Origin of the sequence: Brucella sp. RRSP16, assembly GCF_052246815.1 — a bacterium.
In the GTDB taxonomy this organism is placed as follows: Bacteria; Pseudomonadota; Alphaproteobacteria; order Rhizobiales; family Rhizobiaceae; genus Brucella; species Brucella intermedia.
Map to the genome: position 1 here is coordinate 73939 of NZ_JBQQAM010000014.1, position 26409 is coordinate 100347.

Here is a 26409-nt window from a genome sequence, read left to right on the forward strand (position 1 = left end):
AAAAAAGACAGTCGTTTCAATGCCGTATACCACTGAGTGTAACAAAAAAACAAGTCAGCCCGTTTTTAACTGGACACTCATGCCATGGCGTGTAAGATTGGTGGGAATATACTTCGTGTATGCACGACAAAAACAAATGGGGAAATAATTATGACGAGTTATGTCCTTTGCGGTGGCCAGGTTCTGGATGTTGATCAAGGTGTTCTGAAATCCGGTGTTGAGGTATTGGTCGAAAACGACCGGATCGTGAAAGTCAGTGAACAGCCAATCACGGAAGCAGGAGCAGAAAGGATCAATCTGGGCGGACGTACGCTTATGCCTGGACTTGTTGATGCCCATGTTCACGTCGCGGCCACCCTCGTGGATCTGGCGGAAAACGCGGCGCTACCCAGCTCGCTCATTGCGTTACGAAGCGCAAAAATTATGCGGGACATGCTGATGCGAGGTTTTACGACCCTGCGTGATCTGGCGGGAGCGGATCTCGGTTTGAAGCTCGCGGTCGATGAAGGCGCCATAGAAGCCCCAAGACTGGTAATTTGCGGCAAGGCATTAAGTCAAACTGTTGGGCATGGCGATTATCGAGCTCGTTATGACAATCGTCCATTGCATGAAGCGCGACTTGGTAGTCTTGGTCGGATCGCTGACGGTGTAGATGAAGTGCGCCGCGCGTCTCGTGAAGAAATCAAGAACGGCGCTCAGTTCATCAAGATTATGGCGAATGGCGGGGTTGCTTCCCCCAACGACCCAATCCACGTGCTGCAGTATTCCAACGACGAAATCCGCGCAATCGTGGAAGAAGCCGAGAATTATGGGCTATATGTTGCCGCACACACCTATTCAGATGCTTCCATTCGCAGGGCGGTTGAATGCGGTGTGAAGTCACTGGAACACTGCAATCTCATCACTCTCGAGACCGCCCGAATGGCCGCTGAGGCAGGTGCCATTGCCTGCCCCACACTTGTTGCCTATGAGGGACTGGCACTGGAAGGCGCAAATTTCGGTCTCAACGAAGACTCCCAGGCAAAGATCGATACTGTACGCCGTGGTGGACTGGAATCGCTTGCAATCATGCGGGACGCAGGTCTACCGATGGCCTTTGGATCTGACCTTTTAGGTCAGCTTCACAAATACCAGTCTATGGAGTTCTCTATACGTGCAAGTGTACTCACAAACCGCGAAGTCCTCCATTCTGCAACAAGGGTTTCAGCGAAGCTGTGCGGTATGGAGAATGAGATCGGCGTTATCGCACCAGGAGCTTACGCAGATCTTCTGATTGTTGATGGCAATCCTCTCGAAGACATCACCACGCTGGAACGCCACGATGAATGTCTCACTGCCATCATGAAAGGCGGTAAATTTCACAAAAACAACCTGCCGGAGTAAGCCGTATGGTCCGAGGCAAATCTCTAACGGAGCGCCTGGGACGGTTGGGAGCGGCGACAATGATTGCATTCAGTCTTGTACTGATGCTTCTGCCCCTGGTGCTTGTTTTTTGGCTATCGATCATCTCGAACGAGATACTGTCGTTACCGGTGGAGGGATATTCACTGCACTGGTTTTCTGAGGCCTTTCGACAACCCCAGTTTCTGAGTGGCTTTCTGCTTTCTATCGCAGTTGCAACTTTCGCCATGTTGGCTGGCCTTTTGGTTTCGGTACCAGCAGCAATTGTAATTGTAAGACGTGATTTTCGAGGGCGAAGCGCCTTGATTCAGCTTCTTATGTCGCCCTTAACAGTCCCAGCAATTGTGATTGGCGCAGCGCTCTATATCGCCGTTGTGGAAATTGAGATTGCATCCGGAATGCCACTCGTCGGCTCGACAGGTGTCTTTGTAGCGGGTCATGTTCTTCTCACAATCCCGTGGTGTCTTCGACTACTTCTTGCTTCACTTGAAGGTGCCAATCTGTCTGTGGAAGAAGCGGCGGCATCACTGGGTGCAAAGCCAGCAACGGTCATTCGTTTGGTAACGTTACCCCTTATCAAGCCAGGCATCTTTGCGGCCGCTGTATTTTCGTTCGTCGTTAGTTTCGGAAATCTGGAAGTGTCGATTTTCTTATCGGGACCGGGACAGGTCACGCTTCCCGTGGCCGTGATGCAATATCTTGAGTGGAAGATTGACCCAACCATTGCGGCTGTTTCCGTCCTGCAAGTACTCTTTGTGGCACTGATGCTGGTGATTTCAAACCGCTTTGTAAATATTTCGAGGATGGTTTAATGGCTGATGTTCAAATTAAGGGCCTGACCAAAACCTATGGGGCATTCACTGCAGTGTCAGACATGACACTTGATGTCCAGGAAGGCGAATTTCTTATATTTCTTGGCCCGTCGGGTTGTGGAAAAACAACGACCTTGCGCATGCTGGCCGGATTTATTGAACCGGACGCAGGTTCCATACGCCTCGGAAATAGAGAGATTAGCCAGGAGCCACCACATCGTCGTAACATCGGACTAGTCTTCCAAAATTATGCGCTTTTCCCCCATCTCACTATATTTGAGAATGTGGCTTTCGGTTTACGTCGCCGAAAAGTGCGGGAACCCGAACTGAAAAGCCGTGTAACGCACGCACTAGAGCTGGTCGACCTTTCACACTTAATGGATCGGTTGCCCAAGCAACTTTCAGGCGGCCAACAGCAGCGTGTGGCCATAGCTCGGGCCATCGCTATCCGTCCGGACATCCTCCTTTTCGATGAACCTTTGTCCAATCTTGATGCCCGACTGCGCCTTCAGGTTCGCGACGAACTGCGCAACCTGCAAAAATCGCTCGGTATCACCACAATCATGGTGACCCACGACCAAGAGGAGGCGATGTCAGTCGGTGATAGACTTGTTCTGATGCGGGCAGGTCTTATTGAGCAAATCGGATCAGCCGAGCGATTATATCAAAAGCCCGCCAGCCGTTTCGTAGCTGACTTTATTGGGCGAGCCAATTTCCTAACCGGAACCTCATCAGATGATGGAACTTTCACCACAAACGGTGGGATTCGACTGCTTACGGCGGCTCCATCTACGACGGCAAAGGAAGTACTTATTCGTCCTGAGGCGTTCCGGTTGAGCCGTTCATCGGCTCCTTCTCTCAAGAACACTCAGACAGCTCGTATTAAAAAACACGTCTTTCTTGGAGGGATGATTGAAATCGACATCGAACTTGATGACGGACAACACCTGACGGCCATCGCTTCACCTCGTGAAGTAAACGAGGCTGGTATCGATCTTATCCCTGAAAGCGCCATCACTATTAGCGTCGCGCCGGAGGACGTCGTGCCACTTTAGCCTTTCACCATAAGCGAGACGATAGATCTCGATCATTTCTTACTCATGATAAAAGGGGAAATTGCAATGATTAAAATGACTAGAAGAACTTTTGGCATTCTGTCTGGCGGCCTTCTAGCATCAGGAATGATGCCATCCCTTGCCTCCGCCGCAGGGCGGATTGTAGTCGGAACATGGGGCGGTGATTATCAAAATCTACAACAGATACACATTACGGATGCTGTTCTGAAGGAAAGCGGTACTCAAGTTATTTATGATCCCGCCGCAGATACAGTACGCCGATCAAAAATGCTTGCCGAGCGGCGGTTGCCACGTGGGTCGATGGACATATCCTGCCTTACCCGACAAGGCAGCTACGAAATGTATACAAACGGACTGATTGAAGAATTAGACGAAACCAAGATTCCCAATCTGAGCAAAGTTCAATCGTTCATTCGCGCTCCCTATGCCGTCCCTCATATCTACACTGGTCGCGTAATCCTTTATAACCCTAAACAGGTAAGTCCTGCTCCAACGTCGTATGCTGACCTGTGGGATCCCAAGTATGCGGGACGTATCGGCGTAATCGATCTGCAATACCAGACAACAATTGAGTCCGCAGCGATGATTGCGGGTGGCGGCGCGTCGAACTACGAACCTGGAAAAGCAAAGCTCATGGAGCTGAAGAAGCAGGGTGTGAAAATCTATCCTACCAATGAGGCCCTCGCACAGGCGCTGAAATCTGGTGAAATCGTTATGTGCATCATGTGGAATGCGCGTGGTTACATGTGGAAGAAGGCCGGGATCGATATCGAGATAGCTATTCCGAAGGAAGGTATTTCTCTTTATCTGTCGGATATGGTCGTTCCTAAAAACGCGCGAAACAAGGAAGCTGCCTACCAGTATATGAATGCGATGTTGGAAGATCAGCCGCAGGCAGCCTTTGCTGAGCAGATGGGATATGCGCCGACCAACTCTGAAGTAACGCTACCTGCTGAGCTGGCGGCAGCTGTCGACTATTCTGAAAAACAGCGGGATCAGTTTCTCCTGCCTGATCTGGAATATGTCGCCAAAGCTGATGCCGATCTTCAGAATTGGTGGAATAAAGAATTCCGAGCCTGAACCATCGCACACAATCCTGTCCGATGTTGTCGGACAGGACCAGCTCGAACTATTCCGGTAGCGCCATGAAAAAAAGTTCATTATCCGCAGCAGCACTTCTTATGCCATCGACTTTGCTGGTCGTAGTGTTTATGGCTATGCCCCTTCTATATTTGTTGCGATACAGCTTCAATGATTTCGTTCCCGGCGAATTCATGGTGAACGGCTTCACATTTGCGAACTTCATCACATTCTTTTCGGACGCCTATTACCTCAAGGGTATGGCTACGACGTTGATTATGGCGAGCCTGGTGACGGTTGTCTGTATTCTGCTTAGCTTGCCACTTGCAAACTGGATGTCGCGCCAGAGAGGGAACTTGAAGACCTTGTTGCTTATGGCCGTGATCCTCCCGTTGTTTATATCGAATGCCGTGCGCGCTGCAGGCTGGATGGTGGCTTTCGGACAAACAGGCGTGCTGAATTACTTGCTGTTGAAGATTGGATTAATAGCGCAACCTCTGACCATCATGCAAACACCGCTTGCGGTGTTCATAGGCATTACTGCCGTCAATGTTCCTTATGTCGTTTTAACGCTGCAGAGTGTATTCGAAGGGCTGGACGAAAATATCGATTATGCATCTGCAAGCCTCGGAGCAACGCCGCTGCAAACGTTTATGCTTGTCCGCATGCCTCAAATTATGCCGGGTCTTCTCGCAGCCTCGGTTCTGTCCTTTATCCTTACGATGAATGCTTATGCGACCCCAGTTCTTCTGGGCGGCTCATCATTCCGGATGATGTCGCCTATGATCGTTACCGAAATTCTGAACCAGTCGAACTGGCCACTCGGGGCGGCTTTGGCTTTCATCTTGTTGACAGTCACGGTGACGATATCTGTGCTCGCGGGGCTTTTCATTCGTCGGCGATATTGAAGAAAGTCTTCGTTTCGGAAGTACGGGTTGTTATTCTCCAGTAACTATCGAGCGAATAGTTCAATGCTGGCGGAGGAGACAAAAAAGTAACCTGGTGCCCAATTTTTTTGGTAAGGTTGGAATGAAGACACCTGATCAGAAAAGCAAACGACTTTGCTCCTAACAGATCGAGAACCGCTTGCGTTTCGCTTTCTTGACTGGCAATCAAAGCAGCGAGGCGCTTCTCAATGGTCAGTGGTGCACCGGTTCGGCATTCATGCAATGGAAGAAAACCTCGCTTCGAAGCCGTCTTTCTTGCCAGATGCCGGGGAGGAAAACTCCAACCGACCGCCTGCTCCAGTAGCAATTGTTTTGGCAATGGCAAGACCAAGTCCTGCACCGCGCACAAGAGCCTGACCGCGCTCGAACGGCTCACTCAGCCGAGCAAGCGTTTCGGGCGGCACGACTGGGCCGCCATTAACAACACGCAGTTCCCCGTCGCTTTTAAGACTTACGAGAACAGGCATGTCCTGTGCACCGTGTTTGAGTGCGTTTTCGATCAGGTTCCGCGCTAGTATGGCAAACGCATCCGCATCAATGCTCTTAAGCACTGGGCAATCAGGGAGAGTCAACTCAATGCGACCGACAGCATCGGTAGATCCGTTGAACTCGCCTACAACTAATCGAAGGATTGCAGCAATATTTACTGGCTTTTCGGCAAGGAGCCGTCCGCCCTCGGCTCTTGCCAACTGCATTAGTTTTTCTGTCAAGCGGGCGAGGCGGCGCAGCGCCGTTTCCATGTCCTGCGCACGTTCGCGCGTGGTAGCATCGGGCGCCTCGACGATCAGTCTTTGCGACTGTGCGAGCGCCGCTGCCACCGGGGTGCGCAATTCGTGGGCTGATTTGGCTGCAAGACTGCGTTCGGCTTCCAGGGTCAGTTTCAAACGGTCCAACAACCGATTTACCGCTATGGCAACAGTGTCAATTTCGGAGGGAAGCCCATTTACGGCGACTGGATCAAGATCTCCACTGCCACGCGCCTCAATCTGATTGCGAAAACTGCGAACCGGTGCCATGGAAAGACGTACGATGAACCAGACACCGATCAAGCCGAGGAGGACGGCCAGGGAGAGAGGTACAGCAAGCGTGTATAATATGTGTTTAGCCGTATCGCGCCGGTGGGAGAGGGGTTCAGCGACAGTAATTGTGAGACTACCCTGCATTGCGGCGTCAGAGTAGAGCCTGTGGGTTGGTGTGCTGCTGAAACCCATTCTTGAATAGGGCGGAAAAATGGTCACATCCGCACTATGGGAACGCATCTGCACGGTTCCGGCTGCGTCACGCACCACATAGGTGAAATATTCGTCGTGTTGGCGCAGGGTCGCCACCCTCTGCTCGGTGTCGTCGGCATCGCGCCCCAGAATCTCGAGCGCCGCGACCGGCAGAATGCGTTGCGCCGTTTCTTCGAGGGCGCTGTCAAAGGCCTTATTCAGTTCCTGGCGCAGAAGGTGTGCTGTCACAATCGTTGTAACAACCCACAACAGGGCCGCGCCGAGCCCGAGCCAGAGCGAAAGTCTCCATTGCAGGCTCTTCGGTTGCATCATTTTGCGTTTCCAAGCCGGTATCCGATGCCGCGAACCGTCTCGATGATCGCATGTCCAAGCTTTTTGCGGAGACGGCTGACATGGACCTCAATTGTATTGCTCTCGACTTCTGAGCCAAAGGCATAGAGCCGGTCCTCGAGTTGCGACTTGGTCAATGCAATACCAGGTCGCTGCAGGAAGTTTTCTAGCAGTGCCCATTCGCGACCGGTCAGTTCAACGGGGCGCCCGTCCTGCCTCACGATCTTGGCGGCCAGATCGATCTGGAGGTCGCCTATTTTGATCAATGGGTTGGGATTGCCGCTGTAACGTCGCGCAACGGCATTCAGTCGTGACGACAGTTCCGCCAGATCGAACGGTTTGATCATGTAATCGTCTGCCCCGGCATCGAGTCCTTCGATCCGGTCGGAAATCTGGTCCAGTGCCGTGAGGATAATGACAGGCGTGGCACTGCCTTTGGCGCGAAGATTGCGTAAAAAATTGACACCTAGCCCGTCGGGAAGCATCAGGTCCAACAGCATTAGGTCGTAGACTGCAGAGTTGACATGCTCTGTTGCGTCGTCGAGCCGGGTCACCCAATCCACGGAATGGTTGACGGCGATATGGTCGCGAACGGCCTTGCCCAGAATTGTATCGTCTTCGATCAACAGAACCCGCATACAACAGCACCCTTTATTCAATAAGAAGCGGCCCCGTGTCGACCCGATTCAGTCAGATGTGAACATATTCTAACTGAAGCTGTAACCTGTCATTCCTCTGACGTCATATCCTTGCCAGCTTCAGCTGTTCGTCAGAAATGGCTGGCATTATTCTCTTCAAAGCGCATTGATCAGGAACAATGATATGATGGTAAATTACCTTGCTGCAATCTCCCTTTTATTGATTACAGCAGGAAGCGGCGTGGCGCGAGCCGATGATGACTGCCATGTGTCGATGGACAAGTGGCAATCCAGGGACGCGGTTCAGGCCATGGCTACTTCTCGCGGCTGGACCGTAGCGCGGATCAAAATCGACGACGGCTGTTATGAAGTCCGCGGCTCCGACAAAACCGGAATTGCTTTCAGGGCCAAAGTTGATCCGGCGACGCTTGCTATAGTCAAGATAAAACACAAGGTCGGCGAATCCGACCACGACGATGATCGCCGTCGCAAATCAAGAGATAACTAGGGATAGGTGTCAAGCGCTGCGTCGGCATGCTTTCCAGCCGCTTGCTCGAGAAAACTCCCTGCCAAATAAGCACCCGGCGCTCCGCTAATAGAGCGCCTTCAGTCAAGGAAAGACTTGTCATGCCTCGCAGTCCTGATCGTTATTCAAAAAGCATGGTTGTGATTCACTGGTTCACCGCAGCGTTGATCCTCGGAGCATGGTTGACGTCGGTGGGTGGACGCCGTATGGCGGAAAATCCGCCTATGTTGCATTTTTCTCTAGGGCTTGCCGTGCTTGTGCTTGTTGTCCCACGCATTCTCTTGCGTCTTTCTGGCGCTGCGCCGTCAGCATCTCCGATGCAAGGGATGCTTGCGCTTGCGGCCAAGGCAGGTCATGCAATCCTCTATCTGTTTCTGCTCGCCTTGCCGCTCAGCGGCTGGTATGCCGCCTCGCGGATTGGCGTTCCCATATCATTCTTCGGCCTTTCCGTTCCAGCCATTACGGCCCCAGTGCAAGGCTCCCCCGGATTGATCGCCGACTTCCACGAGAATGCCGGCACCATCATTCTTTATCTGGCCGGTCTTCATGCGCTGATGGCGATATGGCACCAGTTCGTTTTGCGCGACGGCACGCTCAAGCGCATGTCGCTGCATTGATAACAGCCCGCATCGTCGGTTCTTAAAACGGTGGACCTGCTGGCAGGTCCACCGTTTTCGTTATGTCTTTCCTGACAAAGCGCTGAAGCAGAAATTACATCAGTGTCAGGCGGCGTTCAGCTCATCTTGCGAGAGTGGCTGGCATGAACACGGATCCGGTTCAGGTCCGTGCGCCCGTTTCTTTGAAAGAGGTAGTCTGACATGAAAGTACTTCTCGCAGTATTGTCAATGACCACGGCACTTACGCTTCCGGGTATCGCCATGGCGCGACCCGTAACTCTGACCACGACGCTGAACAGCTATGGCGGGGACGGCGCTTATCTTGCCTATTACGTCACCGATGCTCAGGGCAAATATGCTGGTAGTCTTTGGATGGCTGGTGGCAAATCCAAGTATTACGAACACCTGTCTGGGTGGTATCGCGCAACGGGTGGCAACACGAGCGAAATAAATGGTATCACTGGCGCGAGCGTCGGGACGGGCAAGACGCTTAAAATCACAGTTGATCTGGCCGATGCGTTTTTTGATGCGGGCTACACATTGCACGTCGACGCTGCGGTGGAAGACATGCGCGACAGTCCCAATGAGGTGGTTATACCGCTGACATCCGGCGGTGTGAAAGCTCCAGTCAAAGGACGCCGTTACATCGCAACAGCCGATTATTCACTATAAACGGTGATTGCTATGTTCCGCGTTATCCATCGTTGGCCGGGACTTCTCGCCGCGTTGCTCCTGATTGTGCTCAGTATCAGCGGTGCAGCACTGTCGATTTTTCCCGCTGTCGAAAGTATCTCGTCTCCACAGGCAGATGTGACACTTACGATCGCCGATCTGGCGGCGCGTGTTCAAGCGGTCTATCCGCAGGTGGAGCAAATCCGGCGGGCGCCGTCTGGCCGGATGACGGCCTATTGGTTCGATAATGGTGCGCCTCAGGCGGCGGTCATCGATCCCGCCACCGGTCAGGCTATCGCTTCTGCCGATCCGAATCCAGTCGAACGCTGGCTGACAGGTCTGCATCGTTCGCTCTTTCTTGATGATAGCGGTCGCGTGGTCATGGCTGCGGGCGCTGCCGCCATGCTGGTGCTGAGCCTGTCCGGGGTGGCGCTTGTCGCACGTCGGGCCGGGGGTTGGCAGCACTGGTTCTCGCGCCTGCGCGGCCCGCTCTCCGGGCGTCTGCATGTCGAGGTCGCCCGACTGGCCGTCGTAGGCCTGCTGCTTTCCTCGGCCACGGCTTTGTGGATGACGGCCTCCACCTTCGATCTATTGCCTGATAGTGCGGTTTCGCCGGTCATGCAGACTGAGGCAAGCGGCCAGACTGGAGCGCTTCAGGCGACGATGGAACCGCTGCGGCAGATACCGGTTGCGGAAATGCGCAGCCTGTCATTCGCCGATCCATCCAACCCGATGGACATTCTCACCCTTAAGACCGACCGGGGCACCGGCTATATCGATCAGGGCACGGGCGCTCTTCTCGGCTGGAGCGGCCTGACCGGATGGCAATGTCTGTCGGAAACCATCTATATGCTGCATACAGGACGGGGGGCTTCCGTTCTGGGGCTGCTCCTTGGCCTGATGGCTTTTGGCGTTCCGGTCATGGCGGGTACGGGCGCTTTTCTCTGGTCCGACGGGCGTCGTGGAAGGCCGCGCATTCGCGAAAATGTTGCCGCGGGACGGGCGGAGACGATCATTCTCGTCGGCAGTGAAGGCGGTAGCACATGGGGTTTTGCCGCAACATTGCATGCGGCGCTGTCCAATTCTGGCCAGACGGTTCACGCTGCGCCAATGTCAGCCTTTGATTCAGGCCGTTATCGGCAGGCCCGGCGCATTATCATTTTGGCCGCTACCTATGGCGATGGCGATGGGCCCGCTTCGGCCAAGGGGTTCCTTGAACGGCTCTCACCTCAGGTAGCGGATCCGACAATTCCGCTGGTTGTGCTCGGGTTCGGCGACAGTAGCTTTCCTGCCTACTGCGCTTTCGCGCGGGCGGTAACGGAGACAGCTCAGGCCGCCAGGTGGAAAATGCTCATTCCCTTTGAGACGGTCGACCGCCAGTCGCCGCAGGCTTTTGCCCGATGGGGGAAGACACTCGGTACTGCGATGACCATAAATCTTGAACTCACGCATCAGGTCGTTCAACCCACCGCCGTCCCGCTCACGCTTGTGTCGCGCCGTGATTATGGCGCGGCAGTACAGGCACCCGCAGCAATCTTGCGCTTTGCCTTGCCAAAGCTTTCCTTCTGGCGGCAAGTGCTTGGCCACGGACTCGGGCGCTTTGTGGCCGGCGATCTGATCGCCATCGTTCCTTCGGGATCGACCGTGCCCCGATTCTACTCGCTGGCTACTGGACGCAACGACGGCTTTGTCGAGATCGTCGTGAGAAAACATCCGGGTGGGCTATGCTCTTGCCAGCTCCTGGAACTGGAGCCCGGGGATACGATCAGCGCTTTCCTGCGCCGCAATCCCGGTTTCCATGCAGACGATCGGACACACATGCCCCTGATTTTGATCGGCGCGGGAACCGGAATCGCACCTTTGGCGGGTTTTATCCGTGCCAATACGCGACATCGCCCGATCCATTTGTTCTTTGGAATGCGCCGGACAAATAGCGATTTTTTCTTTGGCGACGAACTCCGTGAATGGAAGCAGAAGGGGCAAGTTGCGCACATTAGCTCCTGTTGTTCACGCGGGAAAATGCCGCGCTATGTGCAGCATGCTCTTCGGGAAGAAGCCGATGACGTCACTCGGCTGATTCAGGAGGGGGCGCGGATCATGGTATGTGGCGGACGCGATATGGCCAACGGAGTCTCGTTGGTTCTCGCCGATATTCTGGGTTCCACGGGGCTGACATTGGCCAAACTCAGGGCGGAGGGACGTTATGTCGAAGACGTCTACTGAGATGCAACGTCACGCTTTGAGCGGGCCTACCATGGGTACACGTTGGTCAGCGTTGTTTTACCAAGCAGCGGGGTTCGATCCACAATCCGTTCGGGCCGCACTTCAGGCGGCAGTGGACGCGGTGGACATGCAGATGTCAACATGGAAGCCGGAAAGTAATCTAATGCAGGTGAACGCCGCGCCGGTGGGACACTGGATAAAGGTGCCGCAGCAACTGCTGGACGTTTTGCGCCTTGCGCTCGACATTGGCCGTGCATCGGGCGGCGCGTTTGATATCGGCATGGGGGATGCCGTAAGCGCCTGGGGTTTCGGGGCGTCAGAGGCGGTCCCTGAGCAGATGCGAGCAGCGCTCGAGCGCGAGCGCCGACCAGCCCATGACGTTCTGGAACTGGACGTCGAGCTGGGAATGGTGCGAAAGTCGGCTCCCATCACGCTTGATCTCAATGGAATTGCCAAGGGATATGGCGTGGATCGTCTGGCGGAGACATTACTGTCTTTCGGGATTTCGTCCAGCCTCGTCGGAATCGATGGGGAGATGCGGGCGCTCGGGTTGCGGCCAGATGGGCGTCCTTGGTCGATTGCAGTTGAGGCTCCTGACTATGATCGTCGCGCAGCCCACTCGGTTTTGGCTCTTCAGGATGCGTCGGTCGCCACGTCGGGCGATTATCGGCATTGGATTAATGTCAACGATTACCGCCTGTCGCACACCATGGACCCGCTTCGCGGTGCTCCCGTGATGGAGCCTCCGGCGTCAGTCACCATCGTGACACGTACCTGTGCCGAAGCGGATGCATGGGCAACAGCGCTAATGGTGCTTGGTTCGAAGACCGGCGCGGTACTGGCAAGGCGGTTAAGCTTCAATGTTCTGTTCTTATTGCGTGCTGAAGGAACGACAATTCGGTGCGAAGCTGTAGGTGACTTATTCACCAGTTTAAATTCTGGTGTCCCACGACGCCCTTTAGCCGATCTTGGGGGAGATTCTCAACGCCCGAAGCGCATTGAGGATGACAGCGACGTCAATCAGCTCCTGGAGTAATGCACCCTGAACAGGTTTTAGATAACCGAACGCGGCTGCGATCATGGCGATTACAGAAAGACCAATCCCAACCACTACACTTTCGACAGCAATGCGCCTTGACCTCTTGGCAATTTCAATCCCGGCGCGAAGTCTATCTATTCTATCTACGAGGAAAACGACATCGGCAGCTTCTGCCGAGGCTGCCGCTCCCCTCGCACCCATGGCAACGCCAACATCAGCCGCTGCAAGTGCGGGCGCGTCGTTGACGCCGTCTCCGACCATCATCACGGGGCCGTTCTTACGCTCGCTGAGCACGGTCAGCACCTTTTGATCGGGCGAAAGCTCCGAGTAGACGGCATCGAGCCCCAAACCCTTGGCGATACGTTTGGCCACTGCAGTACGATCACCTGTCGCCAGCACTATTCGCTTTACGCCGTCCTTGCGCAATCCCCGTAACGTATCGACAACTTCGCCGCGCAAGGGATCGGCCATGATGATATAGCCCGCAATCCTGGCGTCTATTGCGACTGCAACCAGGGCCGCTCCAGCTTCTCTATGGGGGATTTCACTCAGTTTTGCATTGACCTGTCTCTCAACGAAGCTATGTCCACCGACAACGACGCTTTTGCGATCGACCCAGCCCGCCACGCCATCTCCGGCCAGTTCGCTTACATCGGTCGGCAATACAAGATCTATACCGCGCCGCTGAGCGGCCAGTACAAGAGCCTGCGCCATCGGATGTTTGGACACTTGGTCAAGGGAGGCGGCGAAACGCAGTAGATCATTTTCGCTCAATCCTGGCTGCGCATTGATTGAAGTAATTTGTGGGCGGCCATCTGTCAGTGTTCCAGTCTTGTCCAGTACCAGCGTATTGATACGGGCCATGTTCTCTAATGGACGAGCACCCTTTACCAGCACGCCGAAATGAGCGGCGCGCGATAGTCCCGCAACAAGAGCGACTGGCACCGCCAAGATGAGAGGACATGGTGTCGCCACGACGAGAACGGCGACCGACCTAATCGGGTCTCCCGTGAAAACCCACGCGCCGAAGGCGATTAAGACGGTCACTATCAGAAAGCCGATAGACCATTGGTCTGCTAGCCTAGACATCGGGGCTTTCGAATGCTGGGCCTCTTCCACGAGCCGAACAATGCCAGCGTAGGTGCTATCTTTTGCTTCGTGTCTGGCAACAATATCGAAGGCATCGCCAGCATTTACTGATCCGCTCAAAGCATCGGCTCCGGATGTAAGCGAAATCGGAAGTGACTCTCCCGTCAAAGCAGACATGTTTACGAAAGCTTTTACGGAAGTGATACTTCCGTCGACGGGGATGACGTCTCCCTGACGGATCAGAAGGCGGTCACCCGGACGAATAGTTTCGACGGCAATCTCTTCGAGATGGTCATCGACATATCGCATTGTTGTTCGCGGTGCGCGGGACAGCAAAGCGTGCATCTCACGGCGTGCTCGTCCCTCGGCAAAGCTTTCAAGAAAGGCTCCCCCAGTATACATGAGAGCGACAATCGAAGCCGCCAGCATTTCCCCAAATGCCAGCGCGGCCGTCATCGACATCGCCGCGACGATATCCAGCCCAAACTCCTTTCGCCATAAACTCCGGAGAATCTCGACGAGCAAAGATCCCAGCACAGGCAAAGTGGCAATGGCCCAGATTATCCGTGCTCCCGAGAAGTAGCCGGAAAAGTGCAAGCCGAGCCCCATCACAAGTCCGCACAAGGCAAAAATCAGCAGGATTGTTTTTGATCGATCTTCAACCGAGAACCGCATCTTCATAGTCTCCCCGACCTATAGAATGAGCAAATTATAGAGCCCTGCCTCTGACCGACTACAGTAATTCTTCTTTACATATGTATTCCCTATAAACTCAGATCGACGGTCAGACCGCTGTGCCGACTAGGGCGCCAATACCAGCCGTGATTGCCATGGCCAATGCGCCCCAAAAAGTGACGCGAACGGTTGCCTTAAGCATATTAGCTCCTCCCGCCTTGGCGCCGATTGCGCCTAGTAAAGCTAGAAACAGCAAGGAAGAGATAGCAACCGCATAAAGCAAGATCGAGGGAGGCGCGATGAACGCCATCAGCAAGGGTAGGGCGGCCCCAATCGAGAACGTGGCCGCTGAGGTCAGTGCTGCTTGCACAGGCCGTGCTTCCATGTGTTCGACAATTCCCAGTTCGTCACGGGCATGTGCCTCCAGAGCATCGCGTGAGGTCAGCTGTATTGCCACCTCCCGCGCCAATTCCGAAGTTAGGCCGCGATCAATATAGGCTTGCATCAATTCATCGAGCTCTGCTTCGGGCTGAGATTCGAGTTCCCTGCGCTCTCTGGCAAGATCTGCCAACTCGGTATCGGATTGAGAGCTGACGGAAACATACTCACCCGCCGCCATGGACATCGCGCCTGCGACAAGGCCCGCGATGCCAGCGACCATTATCTGTGTTGTTCCCGTTGAAGCAGATGCGACGCCCATAATGAGGCTCGCCGTTGAGACAATGCCATCATTGGCGCCGAGTACCGCTGCGCGAAGCCATCCGATCCGAGATACGAGGTGGTTTTCTGTATGCAATCGGCTCATTGAGCTACCTCCGGACGTTGGATTCATATCATCATACCGCTATCGAGACCCTTTGCCAGTGGACTGAAAATTTGAAGTTATAGAATTCTTCTCCGGTGATTGGGGTTTTACCTTTTTCGTTAGAGTTTATGCGCAGGTTTTGAGGATCTGCCTGTTCGAGGGAGGCTTGAAAAGTTTAACATTATACATTATAGTAGATTATATAATGTTAACGTCGGAGGCAACGATGCCCGTCACCAGAATATCTGAAAAGCTGTCGGTATCTTCGCAGCCAAACGCGCAAAAACTCAATGTACTCGATCGAAGCGGCTTCAAAACGCTGATCAACAACCGTCCCGATAATGAAAGCGCAGACCAGCCTGGAAACCAGGCTGAATGCGATGCAGCCCACCAATCCGATCTCTCTTATGCGTATATTCCGGTCACAATGAATACGATCACTGAAGCTGATGTGCGTGCGTTTCAGGCGGCGGTCAGAAAATCCGATGGCCCAGTGCTTGCGCATTGCAAGACGGGTATGCGCTCGCTCAGCCTTTATCTGATCGGCGAGGTATTGGACGGACGCATGTCTGTTGAAGACGTCGTACCATTCGGACATCAGCTCGGCTTTGATACCAGTGTCGCAGTATCGTGGCTTAAACGCTTTGCTGACCATCAACCGCGGGTAAAAGGCTTTTTCGATAAGCGAACCTCCAGTGTTCAGTACGTGGTGTCCGATCCGGCAACCGGTATTTGCGCCATTGTAGATCCCGTTCTCGACTTTGATGAAAAGTCGGGGGCCACGGCGACGATCAATGCAGACGCAATTCTCGATTACGTCCGCAATAGTGGCCTGACGGTCGAATGGATTCTCGACACTCATCCACACGCCGACCACTTTTCCGCAGCTCAGTATCTCAGGGAGAAAACGGGCGCAAAGACGGCGATAGGCGAGCATGTAATCAGAGTCCAGAAGCTGTGGAAGGAGATCTACAACTGGCCCGAACTAGCTACAGATGGCTCGCAATGGGATCGGCTCTTTGCCGATGGTGAGGCGTTTAAGGTTGGTTCCATCGATGCCAGAGTTATGTTCTCGCCGGGACATACGCTCGCTTCAATCACTTACGTGGTCGGCGACGCGGCATTTGTCCACGACACAATTTTTATGCCCGACAGCGGTACGGCACGCGCCGATTTTCCCGGCGGTGATGCGAGAGCTTTGTGGAAGTCGATCCAGGACATCCTCGCACTTCCTGACGAGACGCGGATATTCACCGGGCATGATTATCAGCCCGGCGGCCGTATGCCACGCTGGGAAAGCACTGTGGCGGACCAGAAAAAGCTCAACCCGCACCTTGCTGGCGTGACGGAAGAGGCCTTCGTTACCTTACGAACCAGGCGAGACAATACGCTGCCAATGCCAAAGCTCATCCTGCATGCGCTACAGGTAAACATACGCGGCGGGCGACTGCCTGAGCCGGAAGCCAACGGCAAGCGCTACCTGAAATTTCCGCTGGATGCTCTGGAAGGGGCTGCATGGGAATGACCGTGAACAGCATAACGATGATGAAAGCTGGACTATCTTCAGTTGAATTATCTCTGCGCGCGAACGAAGTCGCAGACCTGCTCAAGACGCTGTCCCATCCAGCGCGTCTGATGATCGTTTGTACCTTGGTGGAAGGCGAGTATTCCGTTGGTAGGATGGAAGAAAAGATCGGGGTTCATCAACCGCACCTGTCGCAGCATCTAACGGTGTTGCGCAGTTCCGGAATAGTCGAGACGCGACGGGAGGGGAAACAGATTTTTTATCGCCTCACAGAAGAAAAGGCAGCGCAACTGGTCGCCTCCCTTTACGACATCTTCTGCGTAGAGAAGGCAAAATGAGCGCTGACAGTGCGTGAGAGAGTTAGGATCCTATGGTGCTGAGTAATTCCATCCTTGCGGCGGTGGGTTCCGGAAGTGTTGTTGGCTTTATGCTGGGGTTGCTTGGCGGCGGCGGCTCCATCCTCGCTACACCGTTGCTCCTCTATGTCGTCGGTGTGAGCCAGCCCCATGTCGCCATCGGTACGGGTGCACTTGCTGTTTCAGTCAACGCGTTCGCGAATTTTACGAGCCATGCCCTGAAGGGGCACATCTGGTGGCGTTGTGGTGTTGTCTTCTCCGCACTAGGCACTATCGGGGCACTTATCGGTTCCAGTCTTGGAAAAGCTCTAGACGGTGATCGTCTCATCTTTCTGTTCGGCATCCTCATGATCGTCGTCGGGCTGTTCATGCTGAAGCCCAAAAAGAGATTGGACGTCGAACGCCGCCCGATCGACTTAAGAATGTGTCTCGTAACAGCAGCAGTAGCTCTCGCTTCGGGTATGGCATCCGGATTCTTCGGTATCGGCGGCGGCTTCCTGATTGTGCCCGGTTTGATGTTGGCAACAGGTATGCCGATGATCAACGCAATCGGCACGTCCCTTCTCTCCGTGGGGGCTTTCGGACTGGCCACGGCTCTGAATTATGCCAGTTCCGGTCTTGTCGACTGGTGGCTTGCTGGTGAGTTCATCGGAGGGGTATCATAGGAGGGGTACTCGGAATGATGCTCGCCACGCGATTGAGTGCATACAAGAACATCTTAAACCGTATATTCGCTGCGATAATCTTCATGGTTGCGTCATATATCCTGTATCGCAACTCTATTGGCGTCAGATAACTAACCAATGGCAGCCTCCCACAGCTGTGACCAAGTGAAAACTGAATGGTCGCCCATCCGACAGCCTCCGCAATTCGGGCGTATTCAATGAACCGGCAGTCTCTAAACAGAACTTGATACCATTCTCACAAAAGAAAAAAGGCTATTGTTGCCGATGACATAACTAAAACTGCTAACCACCCCAGACTAACCATCCATATAGGCGCTGTCAGTCGCCCCATGATACGTCTGTTGCTCGCCATTGCCAGCAGGACTATCATCAGAGGTGTAGCCAGCACACCATTGAGAAATGCCGACCAGTATAAGACGCGTATCGGGTCTATTGCGCTGAAACTGAGAATGACCCCACCAATCGTTGAAATAGCGATCGTGCCATAGAACGCCTTGGCCTCGCGAGGACGCCGATCAAGGCCTTCAGGCCATCGAAACATCTCCGCGACGGCGTAAGCCGCGGAGCCAGCCAATACCGGAACCGCGAGCAATCCGGTGCCAATAATGCCGGTGCCAAAGGCAACGAATGCAAACTCTCCAGCAATCGGTCTCAGGGCCTCCGCAGCCTGGGCCGATGTTTTGATGTCGATAATGCCGTTCGCATTGAGTGTGGACGCAGTTGCTATAATAATAAGCAATGCGATTACATTGGAGATCGCCATTCCGATCAAAGTATCGATCTTGATTCTATTCAGTTCCGTGTGGGCTTTTTTGGGAGATGCGATTAAACGCCGGAGATGCCGGCGATGCAACTCTTCAACTTCTTCTCCTGCCTGCCAAAAAAACAGGTAGGGGCTGATCGTTGTGCCAAATACTGCGACCAAAGCCATAGCATGCTCCTTGTCGAAGACAAGACGGGGTATGAGTGCACCTCGCAAGGCTACATCCCAAGGTACATGCACAGTCATTACCACTGCAGCATATGTTAAAAGCGAAAGAGTTAGCCATTTGAGAACTGAGGCGTAGCGCCTATAGCTCACCATAACTTCAAGCGTCACGCATAGAACTGCAAAAGCTAAAGTGTAGAGGATTTCGGGCCCGCCTGCAAAGAGCCGCACTGCAGCCCCCATTGCTGCAAGATCCACCCCGATATTGATAAAATTTGCGAGGAATAGCAATACAACCGTCCCACGCAGTAACCACGGCGAATAATGTCGGCGCAAGTTTTGCGCAATTCCTTGTCCTGTTACAACGCCGATACCCGCACTCACGCCTTGCATTGCAGCCATTAGAGGATAGCTGAACAACATGGTCCATCCGAGCGAATAGCCAAACTGCGCTCCCACCTGGCTATAAGTTACGATCCCGCTCGGGTCATCATCCGCAGCACCTGTAACAAGTCCCGGCCCCAGAACGCGCAGGAAAGTCTGAGGCCGGTGTAGATGTCCATCGTGGCAAGGCGGCGAGTTGTGCTGTTCCATGGGGGCTCTGAGTGATGAACAGGTACTTCTGGGACATGAACAGTGGCTGTGTGGTTCTAGCAAATATCCTGCGTCTCTTGAATGCTTAGAAATTCTCTATTCAGTAGAGCTCACACGCATCTTCTACTGAAAAGCCATTTTACGCTTTGCTTTATACGTTTATTATTTTGTGGTCTATCTTACAATGAGCACGGACTTTTTCCCCAACGTGACAATCTCATTTGCCTGGCTTCCAAGAAGCAGGCGCTGCGCCCCTGAGTACCCGTGGGTTGCAACAACAATGAGATCGCATCCGATCGAGTCCGCTGCTTTTAGAATGGCATCTGATGGTATTGGATTGACCAGGTGCAGAACGTTGACCTCAAGATCGATTTTCCGCGCTCTGTCCTGGGCATTATGAAGAATTTTATCCGCACGCTTCTTCCAGCTTTGATCATATTTAACTACGATGGCCTCATCATCAAACATTCCACCAAAGATACCGCCGCTGCTGTAAGGTGCAGTCACTGTTGCTACTGTCGCATCACAATCTAACGCTTTTGCCAGAGCCAGCCCTTGCTCAACACAGCGATCAGCAAGATTGGAACCATCGGTTGCGATAAGGATATGTTTGTACATACTGAACTCCTCTTTCCCAGCAAGAAGTCGCCACCAACCACTGCCTAGTAGAGTAACCCACCTAGTATACTCATGAGCAACTGTTCAAAATCAGGGCTTCTTCCAATACTTCCGTATAAATTGTATCAAAATCTGTGATCATACAACAGATACGCCGTTGTTGGTGACGGAAACCGAATCTGGCTAGGGGGCTACCGTCAGTTCGTGTCCTCTGAGAGGGCTGGCATATGGACGATAAAGGCGCGTATAGCCTATTCTTGACTGGCAATCAAGCCGGTGAACTGACCTGACGAAAGCTTCATGCTTGTGCTGTAGTATCTGTAATGTTGTGGGATAGCGCCAAATCAAGCACCGGAACGCTGACATGCGTTTTACCCCAGTCAATCAGTGCGCTTCGGACAAGTTGGTGCCGTTGCCTGTAAGCGGTTTCGGGGGGGGGGGGGTAATGTCTGCCGTCTTCATATAATAAGTTTTCCAAGCCGTTCAGGTAGTCTTCACGACGGCAGATTAACGAGCAGCTATAGAGACTTGGAGTATCATGTCCGTGGTTTGCGGATGGCTCTGACTAAGCGAAACACGGCAAAAGCAGCGGAAGCGAGACACAAAACCCCGCCGATGAATATGATGCCGTATACGCCGGCGAACAATTCGCGGTCTTCTCTGAACCTGTCAGGCGTCCCGGTTACAGGATAGACAAAAGCCGCGATGATTTCGCCTATCCCATATCCGACGAAGAGGCAGACCGGCACCAGCAGCAGAAGGCTGATGAGGAAAACGAAGATCGGTTTCAGCATTGTAGTTTACCTCCCGACATCAATCAGCTTGTCTAGGGAAAAGCGTTCGGAACTTGCGTCGCAGCGGTGCCAATCCATCTGTGCGTTCGGTTCATCGCGGTGCCCGTAGCACCAGTCCCTTTCATTCAGCGCTACGCCATAAATCCTCATTGATGCGCAGGCGACGACGATCTGGACATCATGGCTTATGCTATGCAGGCAGATGTCACCAGTCTGGTTGAAGAGCTGTTTGAGCTCCTCGTCAGTCTCGGTGGCTTGTGCAAACAGCCTGTCGGCAGCCGCGGCGGGACATGCCATCTGCGATCCGATGAAGAACAGTGAAAGTCCGAGCAGCGGCCGGTTCATCGTATTGTCCTTTCATCATGGCGATCAGAAGGCAGGGGTTGCAATCCGTCGTCGATGCCTCGACCGGTCGGCTTGAAGCATTGGGCCAGCCGCGCAGCTACCGCGTTATAGGTTTTTACCTCGTTGGCAGGATAGATGAGGCGAAAGACACGAACTATGTCGACGCCGTCCGCCGCATTTCGTTCCAGCAGGAGCTTGGCGTAGAAAACATTGCCCTTCCAGCGAGCGGAGACGACGGCCCAGTCCAATGTAGCGCGGCGGTAGATGACGGTGGCGCCAGCGTCGGCAAGGCCGCTAATGAGGGTATCCATGTCCTGCTCGAGGGCATTGTAGTTGCCCCAGACCGTCAACTCTGCGCCCGACTTGCCGGTGAACTTGCGGCCGTCGCCATTATCGGCCTCGGGCTGAGCAGTCAGAAGATCTGCCGGGTAGCAGATGGAATAACCGAAGTGCACATTTTCATAGACATCCCATTGATGGTCCGATGCCACAGCTGGCATGCACAGGATTGAAATGGTTAGGGCTCCGGCAAAGGATCGTTTCAAAATACTCATCCTTCTCTCCATTCGATAATCGCCCTCGGGAGTTGGAGTTCCGTTCAAATGAAATGCATCATGATCGCGGCGCTTAGCCCGACAAGGACGCCACCGCTAACCCTCGGAATCCAGTCAGCGAAACCGGAGGAGGAAATGCGTGGCGATGCGAAGGAGGCGATTGCCACAGATGCAAGATCGCCGAGCGAAAAAGCGCCGTTCACGATGATACCAAGCAGCAGAAACTGAAGCCAACTGGGCATCGCTCCTTGCGGATCGACGAATTGGGGCAGGAACGTCAAAAAAAACAACGCAGTCTTCGGGTTGAGGATCTCGACTACAATGCTGTCGCGTAGAACGCGTCTGTGCCGCGAGGGGATTTCGGTTGCGTCGTGTGCGACGGAGGCAAACATCATCCTTCCACCCAGCCACAACATGTAGAAGGCTCCCGCCAGCCGCAGGAATGAATAGAGTACGGGGGCATGGTGCAGGAGTGCAGCCAGCCCCGCAGAGCGGCCGCGATATGAACGTAGCAACCCAGATGAATACCGAGGGCTGCCATCAAGCCAGCTCTTTGCCCGTAAGCCAGGGTTTGCGCTGACATATATAAAATGGCCGGACCCGGCATGAAAGCAAACACCAGTGTGGCAACGACGAACGGTATCCAGGTTTCCAGCAACATGCTGCCGACCTCCTATCTCCCGCCGAGAAAGAATGAACCAAACTTTATTCATCATGAGAAACGATTTATCATCATGCTATTCATGACGATCTGAGGTGAAACAGTGTTCGATATTGTACTGTTGCGGACCTTCGAGGCAGTCGCCAGCCTATCGAGTTTTACAAAGGCAGGGCAGCAACTCAACTTGACGCAATCCGCCGTAAGCGCCCATATCCGGCGGCTGGAGGAACAGGCAGGAAACGTTCTTCTCGAACGCAATACCCGCACGGTGGCACTGACCCCACAAGGACAGGCGCTGCTTGGTTACGCAAAGGCGATCCTGCGCCTGAGCGAGGAAGCACGGACACTAATGAAAGGCAGCGCCAACGCAGTTCATTTGCGGATCGGTGCATCCGATGATTTGACGAGCACCTGGCTGCCATCTGTATTGAAGAGGTTTCAGGATTTCCGTTCAGAACGAACTTTGGAAATCCAGATTTCGAATACGAGCACTTTGCTGGAAACTATGGATAAGGGCGAGCTGGACCTGATTATCGGTTGTCGATGCCGGGGCGACCCATCCGGTACCCATCTGTGGAGTGAGCCGCTTAGATGGGTAATCGGAAAGACTCCGCTCGAAGCTGGAGCAACCGTCCCGCTCGCAGTTTTTCCTGAACCGTGTCCCTATCGGGACGCTGCTCTTGTCGCCCTGGCTGCAAAAAACTGTAAATGGACGATAGTTAGTGTCAGCCCCAGCCTCGGCAGTTTGACGGCTATGGCCGCGGCTGGCCTGGCGGTCACGCCGCTGAATTCCAGTTCCATTCCGGCAAAATTACAAACGGTAGGCGTCGATCAATCATTGCCGCCCCTGCCAAAAGTTGAGTTCGTAGCACATATCAGACCCGGCCTGTCCGAAGAAAATACGCTACTCACGCGCTCAATCATTGACTGGATCACTGTTAACAGGCCGAAGTCGACTTCATAGCTGGCGCACAAATCCAGCCTAAGCCGGGCTTTTGCGTCCAATTTCATCTAAGCGAGCAGTCCGGGCAGGTTTCAGTCCCGACCTGAACGCGAGGAGGAAATGCCTGAAACAAGGGGTTCATTCAAGCCGACGTTGATGGGCCACCGCCTGAAATCCGGCAATAAGCGTTGTTTCTGGGACAGGCCGCAAGCGATCATATTTAGTGAGGGGGAGCTTTCAGCAGGAAAGGAGGACCAAACGATGAATCTGGGCGAATTGGCCAGAAGGATATTTCTAAGTCAGCCCTTCAGTCAGTATCTGGGCGCGGAACTGGTTGCTGTCGGTGATGGTAGTGCAAATATCTCTCTGATTATCCGCGAGCATCATACCCAGCAACATGGCTTTGTTCATGGTGGCGTGATCAGCTATCTGGCAGATAATGCGCTGACATTTGCAGGCGGGCTCGCTCTAGGCGGTGACGCGCTTACCTCTGAATTCAAGATCAACTTTGTTCGACCTGCCAAGGGCGGTATATTGCTTGCAAATGCCTGGACATTAAGCAAAGGGAAGCGGCAATCTGTGTGTCAATGCAAGATTGTTTGCGATGAGATACTGGTGGCGGTCGCTCAAGGAACGATTGTTGCAGCTTAAGCGTCCTTCAGGGCTATTTTGCATGTAGGCTCATAAGTCAGTAAATCGCCCGCAACAATGCGAAATGTGGCTATTTGAAGATAGTCTATTATATCGAATGCGCTCGGTTTCATCTATGTCGGGCTCTTGTTTCAACAAGAGCTGGTGCAATGAGCCTTGATAATTAAAAGGCGATCTGGACTGGCAATTTGGAAGTGGAGCTGCCTGAACCCGTTGAATAGGCCGAACGGTTAATAGCTCCTAGTCAGCGTGTAGCAATGGCCAGTGATCCTAGGCTCCTTGGTCGATCGTGCGCGGGCACTTTTTACTCACGCTCGCGGCCTATCTCTCCCTCATTATAGTTATCGGGCCTATTCTTGTTGTCGTGGGTACCGCACTGAACGCGGAAGGAATGTTCTTTCCTCCGAAGGCACTAACCCTTCATTGGATGGTCGCGGCTTTAACGGATAACAATTTTGTCTCCGCAGCCGCGATCAGCTTTGTGGTAGCTACGGTATCCGCTACGATTTCCACGATTTTTGCGATACCCGTAGCTTTGAGAATGCGGAAACTGAGGCCTGGCATTGCAAAATTGCTCAGCCTGTCGTTCATGGGGCCATTGCTGGTCCCGTCCGTCATTTTTGCCTTATCACTCTATTCGGTTATCTTATTTTTCTTCGGAACGACCAATCTGTTCGCGCTCGTGATCGGTCACGTCATTATTACTATGCCGTATCCGGTACGCACGATATCGGCGGTAACGGAGAACCTTGATCCTGCGCTCGAAGACGCCGCTTCGAGCGTTGGTGCCACGCCTTGGAAAACCTTCCTGACGATCACTGCGCCGCTTATCAAGTCAGGAGTTATTGCGGGTTTCCTATTTGCGTTTATTACCTCGTGGAACGACTTTTCTATTTCAATTTTCCTGACGCCCCGTGATTATCAGCCCCTGCCTATCAGAATTTACGAGTATCTGCTTTACGACTACAAGCCATTGATCGCCGCAGTTTCCACATGGTCGGTAATAGGCTCTGCTGCAGTCGTCATGGCCATCGATCGATTGGTAGGGCTGAACGTCTTCACTGGGCGGCGTGGCTAAAGACGTCGAACATAGGCTTATTTAACAACGAAAGGGCGCCTTCAATAGCGCCCTTCATGCCTTGGCCAAACCGGCGTTGTCGCGTTAAGTTTGCGCGTATGAGAAGAGCCGGAGGTTTTGGAGTTTTCAGACAATGCATGCCGCAATATTCCAAGCATCGAAAGCTTCGAGGCGCTCTGCTACATTCACTTAGTTAGCAATGCGCCGTGACGCGCTTAATTCACCCTCAACGAAGGTATGTTCCATAATACATATTATCTGATTTACGCTGAGACCCTCAGGTACATTCTATTTTAAACTGCAACATGCCAATGAATTCATGTGGTTAGCCATGGAGGAAATTGGATGTCGAATTGCTATTCACAGATCACTTTGCGTGAACGTCGCCGTCTTTTCGAACTTAAACAGCTCAAAGTCCCGCTCGGCGATATAGCGCGGCTGATGGGTCGTCATCGCTCGACGATCTATCGCGAGATTAAGCGCAACAGCTTTCGGGACACGGAGATACCAGACTATAATGGCTATCATAGCGTTGTTGCCGACAACATCAGTAAGGAACGCAGAACGCGGTTGCGCAAGCTCAGACGTTACCCAGAACTGCGCAAGTTTGTCATTGAACAATTGGAAGCCCATTGGTCGCCGGAACAGATTTGCGGCCGACTGATTAGCCATGGCCTGAGCGCGATACGTCTGTGTGCAGAAACCATCTATCGCTTCATCTATTCAAAGGAAGAATACGCGCTGAAACTGTATGAACATCTGGCCGAGATGCGAACAAAACGCTGCCCACGCGGCACCAGACGATCGCGCAGTTCCCGCATCCCAGAAGCGTTTCGCATTCATCAACGCCCTGATTTTATTGGCAGTCGTCTGCAATTCGGGAATTGGGAAGGCGACTTGATTATCTTTGAACGAGACCTTGGAGAAGCCAATGTCATGACGCTTGTCGAACGCAAAAGTCGTTATTGCGTCATCATCAAAAACAACACCCGGCACTCAAAGCCGATCATGAACAAAATCATTCAGACCTTTGCTGCACTGCCTTATCACGCACGCCGCAGTTTTACCTTTGATCGTGGTTCCGAGTTCATGGGGTATAGGGCTTTGGAGGATGGTATGGGGGCCAGAAGCTGGTTTTGTGATCCAAACTCGCCTTGGCAAAAAGGTGCTATTGAGAACATCAACAAGCGCATCCGACGTTACTTACCCAGCAACACTGACCTGACGCAGGTCAACCAGGCGCAGTTGACTGCCCTCGCCCATGATCTTAACGCAACCCCGCGCAAGTGTCTTGGATTCAAGACACCCGCTGAAGTGTTCGCCTCCCTTTTGCAGGAAGCAGCATAATCAGATAGCCTAATCAACGGCATGATGCACTTGGGATAGCTTCTCCACAGCAATATACAGATGCGACAGATGGGCAAGATAGAGATGCGACATTTTTAGGTCGCGTGCTCTGTTCAGATCGAACGAGGAAAGGAAGACTGGCTCTCTATTGATGTGTATCAGTTTAG

Annotated in this window: 25 protein-coding genes and 2 pseudogenes; 17 read left to right on the forward strand and 10 right to left on the reverse strand. The window is 53.3% G+C overall.

Annotation, left to right across the window (positions count from 1 at the left end; genetic code table 11):
* Window positions 1-150 precede the first annotated feature (150 nt).
* The 5 genes from ACS5UA_RS19685 (at window position 151) to ACS5UA_RS19705 (ending at window position 5277) form a co-directional block, all read left to right on the forward strand.
* Window positions 151-1383, forward strand: a complete 1233-nt coding sequence (locus ACS5UA_RS19685) for an amidohydrolase family protein (protein WP_443101705.1) — start codon at window positions 151-153, stop codon at window positions 1381-1383.
* A 59-nt stretch (window positions 1384-1442) separates the two neighbouring features.
* Complete coding sequence (locus ACS5UA_RS19690) at window positions 1443-2213, forward strand: ABC transporter permease (protein ID WP_125302431.1); 771 nt, start codon at window positions 1443-1445, stop codon at window positions 2211-2213.
* Window positions 2213-3268 (forward strand): ABC transporter ATP-binding protein, encoded by a 1056-nt coding sequence (locus ACS5UA_RS19695; protein ID WP_443101706.1) that lies wholly within the window; start codon window positions 2213-2215, stop codon window positions 3266-3268. Before ACS5UA_RS19690 ends, ACS5UA_RS19695 begins: the two co-directional genes overlap by 1 nt.
* A 66-nt stretch (window positions 3269-3334) precedes the next feature.
* Window positions 3335-4369: an ABC transporter substrate-binding protein gene (locus tag ACS5UA_RS19700; protein WP_443101707.1), complete on the forward strand. Its 1035-nt coding sequence runs from the start codon at window positions 3335-3337 to the stop codon at window positions 4367-4369.
* A gap of 65 nt (window positions 4370-4434) precedes the next feature.
* Entirely contained in the window at window positions 4435-5277 is an 843-nt protein-coding gene (locus tag ACS5UA_RS19705) for an ABC transporter permease (RefSeq protein ID WP_279722130.1), read from the forward strand.
* A gap of 254 nt (window positions 5278-5531) precedes the next feature.
* Here the strand turns inward: ACS5UA_RS19705 and ACS5UA_RS19710 are convergent, their stop codons facing one another.
* Window positions 5532-6860, reverse strand: a complete 1329-nt coding sequence (locus tag ACS5UA_RS19710; RefSeq protein WP_151610511.1) for a sensor histidine kinase — start codon at window positions 6858-6860, stop codon at window positions 5532-5534.
* Entirely contained in the window at window positions 6857-7516 is a 660-nt protein-coding gene (locus tag ACS5UA_RS19715) for a response regulator (RefSeq protein ID WP_443101708.1), read from the reverse strand. The genes ACS5UA_RS19710 and ACS5UA_RS19715 overlap by 4 nt, the downstream gene beginning before the upstream one ends.
* A gap of 184 nt (window positions 7517-7700) precedes the next feature.
* Here ACS5UA_RS19715 and ACS5UA_RS19720 point away from each other — a divergent pair, with 184 nt between their 5' ends.
* The 5 genes and pseudogenes from ACS5UA_RS19720 to ACS5UA_RS19740 all read left to right on the forward strand — a co-directional run.
* Window positions 7701-8024 carry a PepSY domain-containing protein gene (locus tag ACS5UA_RS19720; protein WP_439710577.1) on the forward strand — a complete coding sequence of 108 codons (324 nt, stop codon included), beginning with the start codon at window positions 7701-7703 and terminating at the stop codon, window positions 8022-8024.
* A 119-nt stretch (window positions 8025-8143) separates the two neighbouring features.
* The gene (locus ACS5UA_RS19725) at window positions 8144-8659 is read left to right on the forward strand and encodes a cytochrome b (protein WP_151610512.1); all 516 of its coding nucleotides are present in this window, start codon (window positions 8144-8146) and stop codon (window positions 8657-8659) included.
* Between the two features lie 201 nt (window positions 8660-8860).
* Entirely contained in the window at window positions 8861-9331 is a 471-nt protein-coding gene (locus ACS5UA_RS19730; protein ID WP_151610513.1) for a DUF2271 domain-containing protein, read from the forward strand.
* Window positions 9332-9343: 12 nt separating this feature from the next.
* The gene (locus tag ACS5UA_RS19735) at window positions 9344-11554 is read left to right on the forward strand and encodes a PepSY domain-containing protein (RefSeq protein ID WP_443101709.1); all 2211 of its coding nucleotides are present in this window, start codon (window positions 9344-9346) and stop codon (window positions 11552-11554) included.
* Window positions 11535-12527 (forward strand): annotated as a pseudogene (locus tag ACS5UA_RS19740) (FAD:protein FMN transferase); the annotation flags it as partial. The gene ACS5UA_RS19735 and the pseudogene ACS5UA_RS19740, both read left to right, overlap by 20 nt.
* Here the strand turns inward: ACS5UA_RS19740 and ACS5UA_RS19745 are convergent.
* On the reverse strand, window positions 12513-14357 hold the full coding sequence (locus ACS5UA_RS19745) for a heavy metal translocating P-type ATPase (protein ID WP_443101710.1): 1845 nt from the start codon (window positions 14355-14357) through the stop codon (window positions 12513-12515). The pseudogene ACS5UA_RS19740 and the gene ACS5UA_RS19745 sit on opposite strands and share 15 nt — an antisense overlap.
* Before the next feature lie 109 nt (window positions 14358-14466).
* Window positions 14467-15162: a VIT1/CCC1 transporter family protein gene (locus ACS5UA_RS19750; protein ID WP_011983041.1), complete on the reverse strand. Its 696-nt coding sequence runs from the start codon at window positions 15160-15162 to the stop codon at window positions 14467-14469.
* Window positions 15163-15388: 226 nt separating this feature from the next.
* Here ACS5UA_RS19750 and blh point away from each other — a divergent pair, with 226 nt between their 5' ends.
* From blh to ACS5UA_RS19765, 3 genes and pseudogenes are all read left to right on the forward strand, one after another.
* Complete coding sequence (gene blh, locus ACS5UA_RS19755) at window positions 15389-16687, forward strand: bifunctional sulfur transferase/dioxygenase Blh (RefSeq protein ID WP_443101711.1); 1299 nt, start codon at window positions 15389-15391, stop codon at window positions 16685-16687.
* A complete protein-coding gene (gene bigR, locus ACS5UA_RS19760) occupies window positions 16678-17025 on the forward strand; it encodes a sulfite-sensing transcriptional repressor BigR (protein ID WP_443101712.1) in 348 nt (115 codons plus the stop codon). Before blh ends, bigR begins: the two co-directional genes overlap by 10 nt.
* A 32-nt stretch (window positions 17026-17057) precedes the next feature.
* Window positions 17058-17839: pseudogene (locus tag ACS5UA_RS19765) on the forward strand (sulfite exporter TauE/SafE family protein).
* Between the two features lie 125 nt (window positions 17840-17964).
* Here ACS5UA_RS19765 and ACS5UA_RS19770 read toward each other — a convergent pair.
* The 6 genes from ACS5UA_RS19770 to ACS5UA_RS19795 all read right to left on the reverse strand — a co-directional run bounded on the left by ACS5UA_RS19770 (window position 17965) and on the right by ACS5UA_RS19795 (window position 22278).
* Window positions 17965-19251, reverse strand: a complete 1287-nt coding sequence (locus ACS5UA_RS19770; RefSeq protein ID WP_443101713.1) for an NRAMP family divalent metal transporter — start codon at window positions 19249-19251, stop codon at window positions 17965-17967.
* Between the two features lie 174 nt (window positions 19252-19425).
* On the reverse strand, window positions 19426-19869 hold the full coding sequence (locus ACS5UA_RS19775; RefSeq protein ID WP_443101714.1) for a universal stress protein: 444 nt from the start codon (window positions 19867-19869) through the stop codon (window positions 19426-19428).
* A 536-nt stretch (window positions 19870-20405) separates the two neighbouring features.
* Window positions 20406-20663 (reverse strand): hypothetical protein, encoded by a 258-nt coding sequence (locus ACS5UA_RS19780; protein ID WP_443101715.1) that lies wholly within the window; start codon window positions 20661-20663, stop codon window positions 20406-20408.
* Window positions 20664-20669: 6 nt separating this feature from the next.
* Complete coding sequence (locus ACS5UA_RS19785; protein WP_061348162.1) at window positions 20670-21008, reverse strand: hypothetical protein; 339 nt, start codon at window positions 21006-21008, stop codon at window positions 20670-20672.
* The gene (locus ACS5UA_RS19790) at window positions 21005-21562 is read right to left on the reverse strand and encodes a hypothetical protein (RefSeq protein ID WP_443101716.1); all 558 of its coding nucleotides are present in this window, start codon (window positions 21560-21562) and stop codon (window positions 21005-21007) included. The genes ACS5UA_RS19785 and ACS5UA_RS19790 overlap by 4 nt, the downstream gene beginning before the upstream one ends.
* Before the next feature lie 44 nt (window positions 21563-21606).
* Window positions 21607-22278 carry a LysE family translocator gene (locus tag ACS5UA_RS19795; RefSeq protein WP_443101717.1) on the reverse strand — a complete coding sequence of 224 codons (672 nt, stop codon included), beginning with the start codon at window positions 22276-22278 and terminating at the stop codon, window positions 21607-21609.
* Window positions 22279-22326: 48 nt separating this feature from the next.
* On the opposite strand from ACS5UA_RS19795, the gene ACS5UA_RS19800 reads away from it, so the two are divergent.
* From ACS5UA_RS19800 to ACS5UA_RS19815, 4 genes are all read left to right on the forward strand, one after another.
* Window positions 22327-23187 carry a LysR substrate-binding domain-containing protein gene (locus ACS5UA_RS19800; RefSeq protein ID WP_061348165.1) on the forward strand — a complete coding sequence of 287 codons (861 nt, stop codon included), beginning with the start codon at window positions 22327-22329 and terminating at the stop codon, window positions 23185-23187.
* A 99-nt stretch (window positions 23188-23286) separates the two neighbouring features.
* Window positions 23287-23817 (forward strand): PaaI family thioesterase, encoded by a 531-nt coding sequence (locus tag ACS5UA_RS19805; RefSeq protein WP_443101718.1) that lies wholly within the window; start codon window positions 23287-23289, stop codon window positions 23815-23817.
* Between the two features lie 364 nt (window positions 23818-24181).
* Window positions 24182-24895: an ABC transporter permease gene (locus ACS5UA_RS19810; protein WP_443101719.1), complete on the forward strand. Its 714-nt coding sequence runs from the start codon at window positions 24182-24184 to the stop codon at window positions 24893-24895.
* A gap of 345 nt (window positions 24896-25240) precedes the next feature.
* A complete protein-coding gene (locus tag ACS5UA_RS19815) occupies window positions 25241-26242 on the forward strand; it encodes an IS30 family transposase (RefSeq protein ID WP_443101720.1) in 1002 nt (333 codons plus the stop codon).
* Window positions 26243-26409: the final 167 nt, after the last annotated feature.

Excerpts from the sequence above, each read along its gene's own strand:
- ACS5UA_RS19715 (WP_443101708.1), bottom strand. The coding sequence starts at position 7,516 with ATGCGGGTTCTGTTGATCGAAGACGATACAATTCTGGGCAAGGCCGTT.
- bigR (WP_443101712.1), top strand. The coding sequence starts at position 16,678 with ATGGGAATGACCGTGAACAGCATAACGATGATGAAAGCTGGACTATCT.
- ACS5UA_RS19745 (WP_443101710.1), bottom strand. The coding sequence starts at position 14,357 with ATGCGGTTCTCGGTTGAAGATCGATCAAAAACAATCCTGCTGATTTTT.
- ACS5UA_RS19790 (WP_443101716.1), bottom strand. The coding sequence starts at position 21,562 with ATGAGTATTTTGAAACGATCCTTTGCCGGAGCCCTAACCATTTCAATC.
- ACS5UA_RS19695 (WP_443101706.1), top strand. The coding sequence starts at position 2,213 with ATGGCTGATGTTCAAATTAAGGGCCTGACCAAAACCTATGGGGCATTC.
- ACS5UA_RS19690 (WP_125302431.1), top strand. The coding sequence starts at position 1,443 with ATGATTGCATTCAGTCTTGTACTGATGCTTCTGCCCCTGGTGCTTGTT.
- ACS5UA_RS19720 (WP_439710577.1), top strand. The coding sequence starts at position 7,701 with ATGATGGTAAATTACCTTGCTGCAATCTCCCTTTTATTGATTACAGCA.
- ACS5UA_RS19770 (WP_443101713.1), bottom strand. The coding sequence starts at position 19,251 with ATGGAACAGCACAACTCGCCGCCTTGCCACGATGGACATCTACACCGG.
- ACS5UA_RS19685 (WP_443101705.1), top strand. The coding sequence starts at position 151 with ATGACGAGTTATGTCCTTTGCGGTGGCCAGGTTCTGGATGTTGATCAA.
- ACS5UA_RS19805 (WP_443101718.1), top strand. The coding sequence starts at position 23,287 with ATGCCTGAAACAAGGGGTTCATTCAAGCCGACGTTGATGGGCCACCGC.
- ACS5UA_RS19815 (WP_443101720.1), top strand. The coding sequence starts at position 25,241 with ATGTCGAATTGCTATTCACAGATCACTTTGCGTGAACGTCGCCGTCTT.
- ACS5UA_RS19780 (WP_443101715.1), bottom strand. The coding sequence starts at position 20,663 with ATGCTGAAACCGATCTTCGTTTTCCTCATCAGCCTTCTGCTGCTGGTG.
- ACS5UA_RS19795 (WP_443101717.1), bottom strand. The coding sequence starts at position 22,278 with ATGATGAATAAAGTTTGGTTCATTCTTTCTCGGCGGGAGATAGGAGGT.
- ACS5UA_RS19735 (WP_443101709.1), top strand. The coding sequence starts at position 9,344 with ATGTTCCGCGTTATCCATCGTTGGCCGGGACTTCTCGCCGCGTTGCTC.
- ACS5UA_RS19730 (WP_151610513.1), top strand. The coding sequence starts at position 8,861 with ATGAAAGTACTTCTCGCAGTATTGTCAATGACCACGGCACTTACGCTT.
- ACS5UA_RS19785 (WP_061348162.1), bottom strand. The coding sequence starts at position 21,008 with ATGAACCGGCCGCTGCTCGGACTTTCACTGTTCTTCATCGGATCGCAG.
- ACS5UA_RS19725 (WP_151610512.1), top strand. The coding sequence starts at position 8,144 with ATGCCTCGCAGTCCTGATCGTTATTCAAAAAGCATGGTTGTGATTCAC.
- ACS5UA_RS19750 (WP_011983041.1), bottom strand. The coding sequence starts at position 15,162 with ATGAGCCGATTGCATACAGAAAACCACCTCGTATCTCGGATCGGATGG.
- blh (WP_443101711.1), top strand. The coding sequence starts at position 15,389 with ATGCCCGTCACCAGAATATCTGAAAAGCTGTCGGTATCTTCGCAGCCA.
- ACS5UA_RS19700 (WP_443101707.1), top strand. The coding sequence starts at position 3,335 with ATGATTAAAATGACTAGAAGAACTTTTGGCATTCTGTCTGGCGGCCTT.
- ACS5UA_RS19775 (WP_443101714.1), bottom strand. The coding sequence starts at position 19,869 with ATGTACAAACATATCCTTATCGCAACCGATGGTTCCAATCTTGCTGAT.
- ACS5UA_RS19705 (WP_279722130.1), top strand. The coding sequence starts at position 4,435 with ATGAAAAAAAGTTCATTATCCGCAGCAGCACTTCTTATGCCATCGACT.
- ACS5UA_RS19710 (WP_151610511.1), bottom strand. The coding sequence starts at position 6,860 with ATGATGCAACCGAAGAGCCTGCAATGGAGACTTTCGCTCTGGCTCGGG.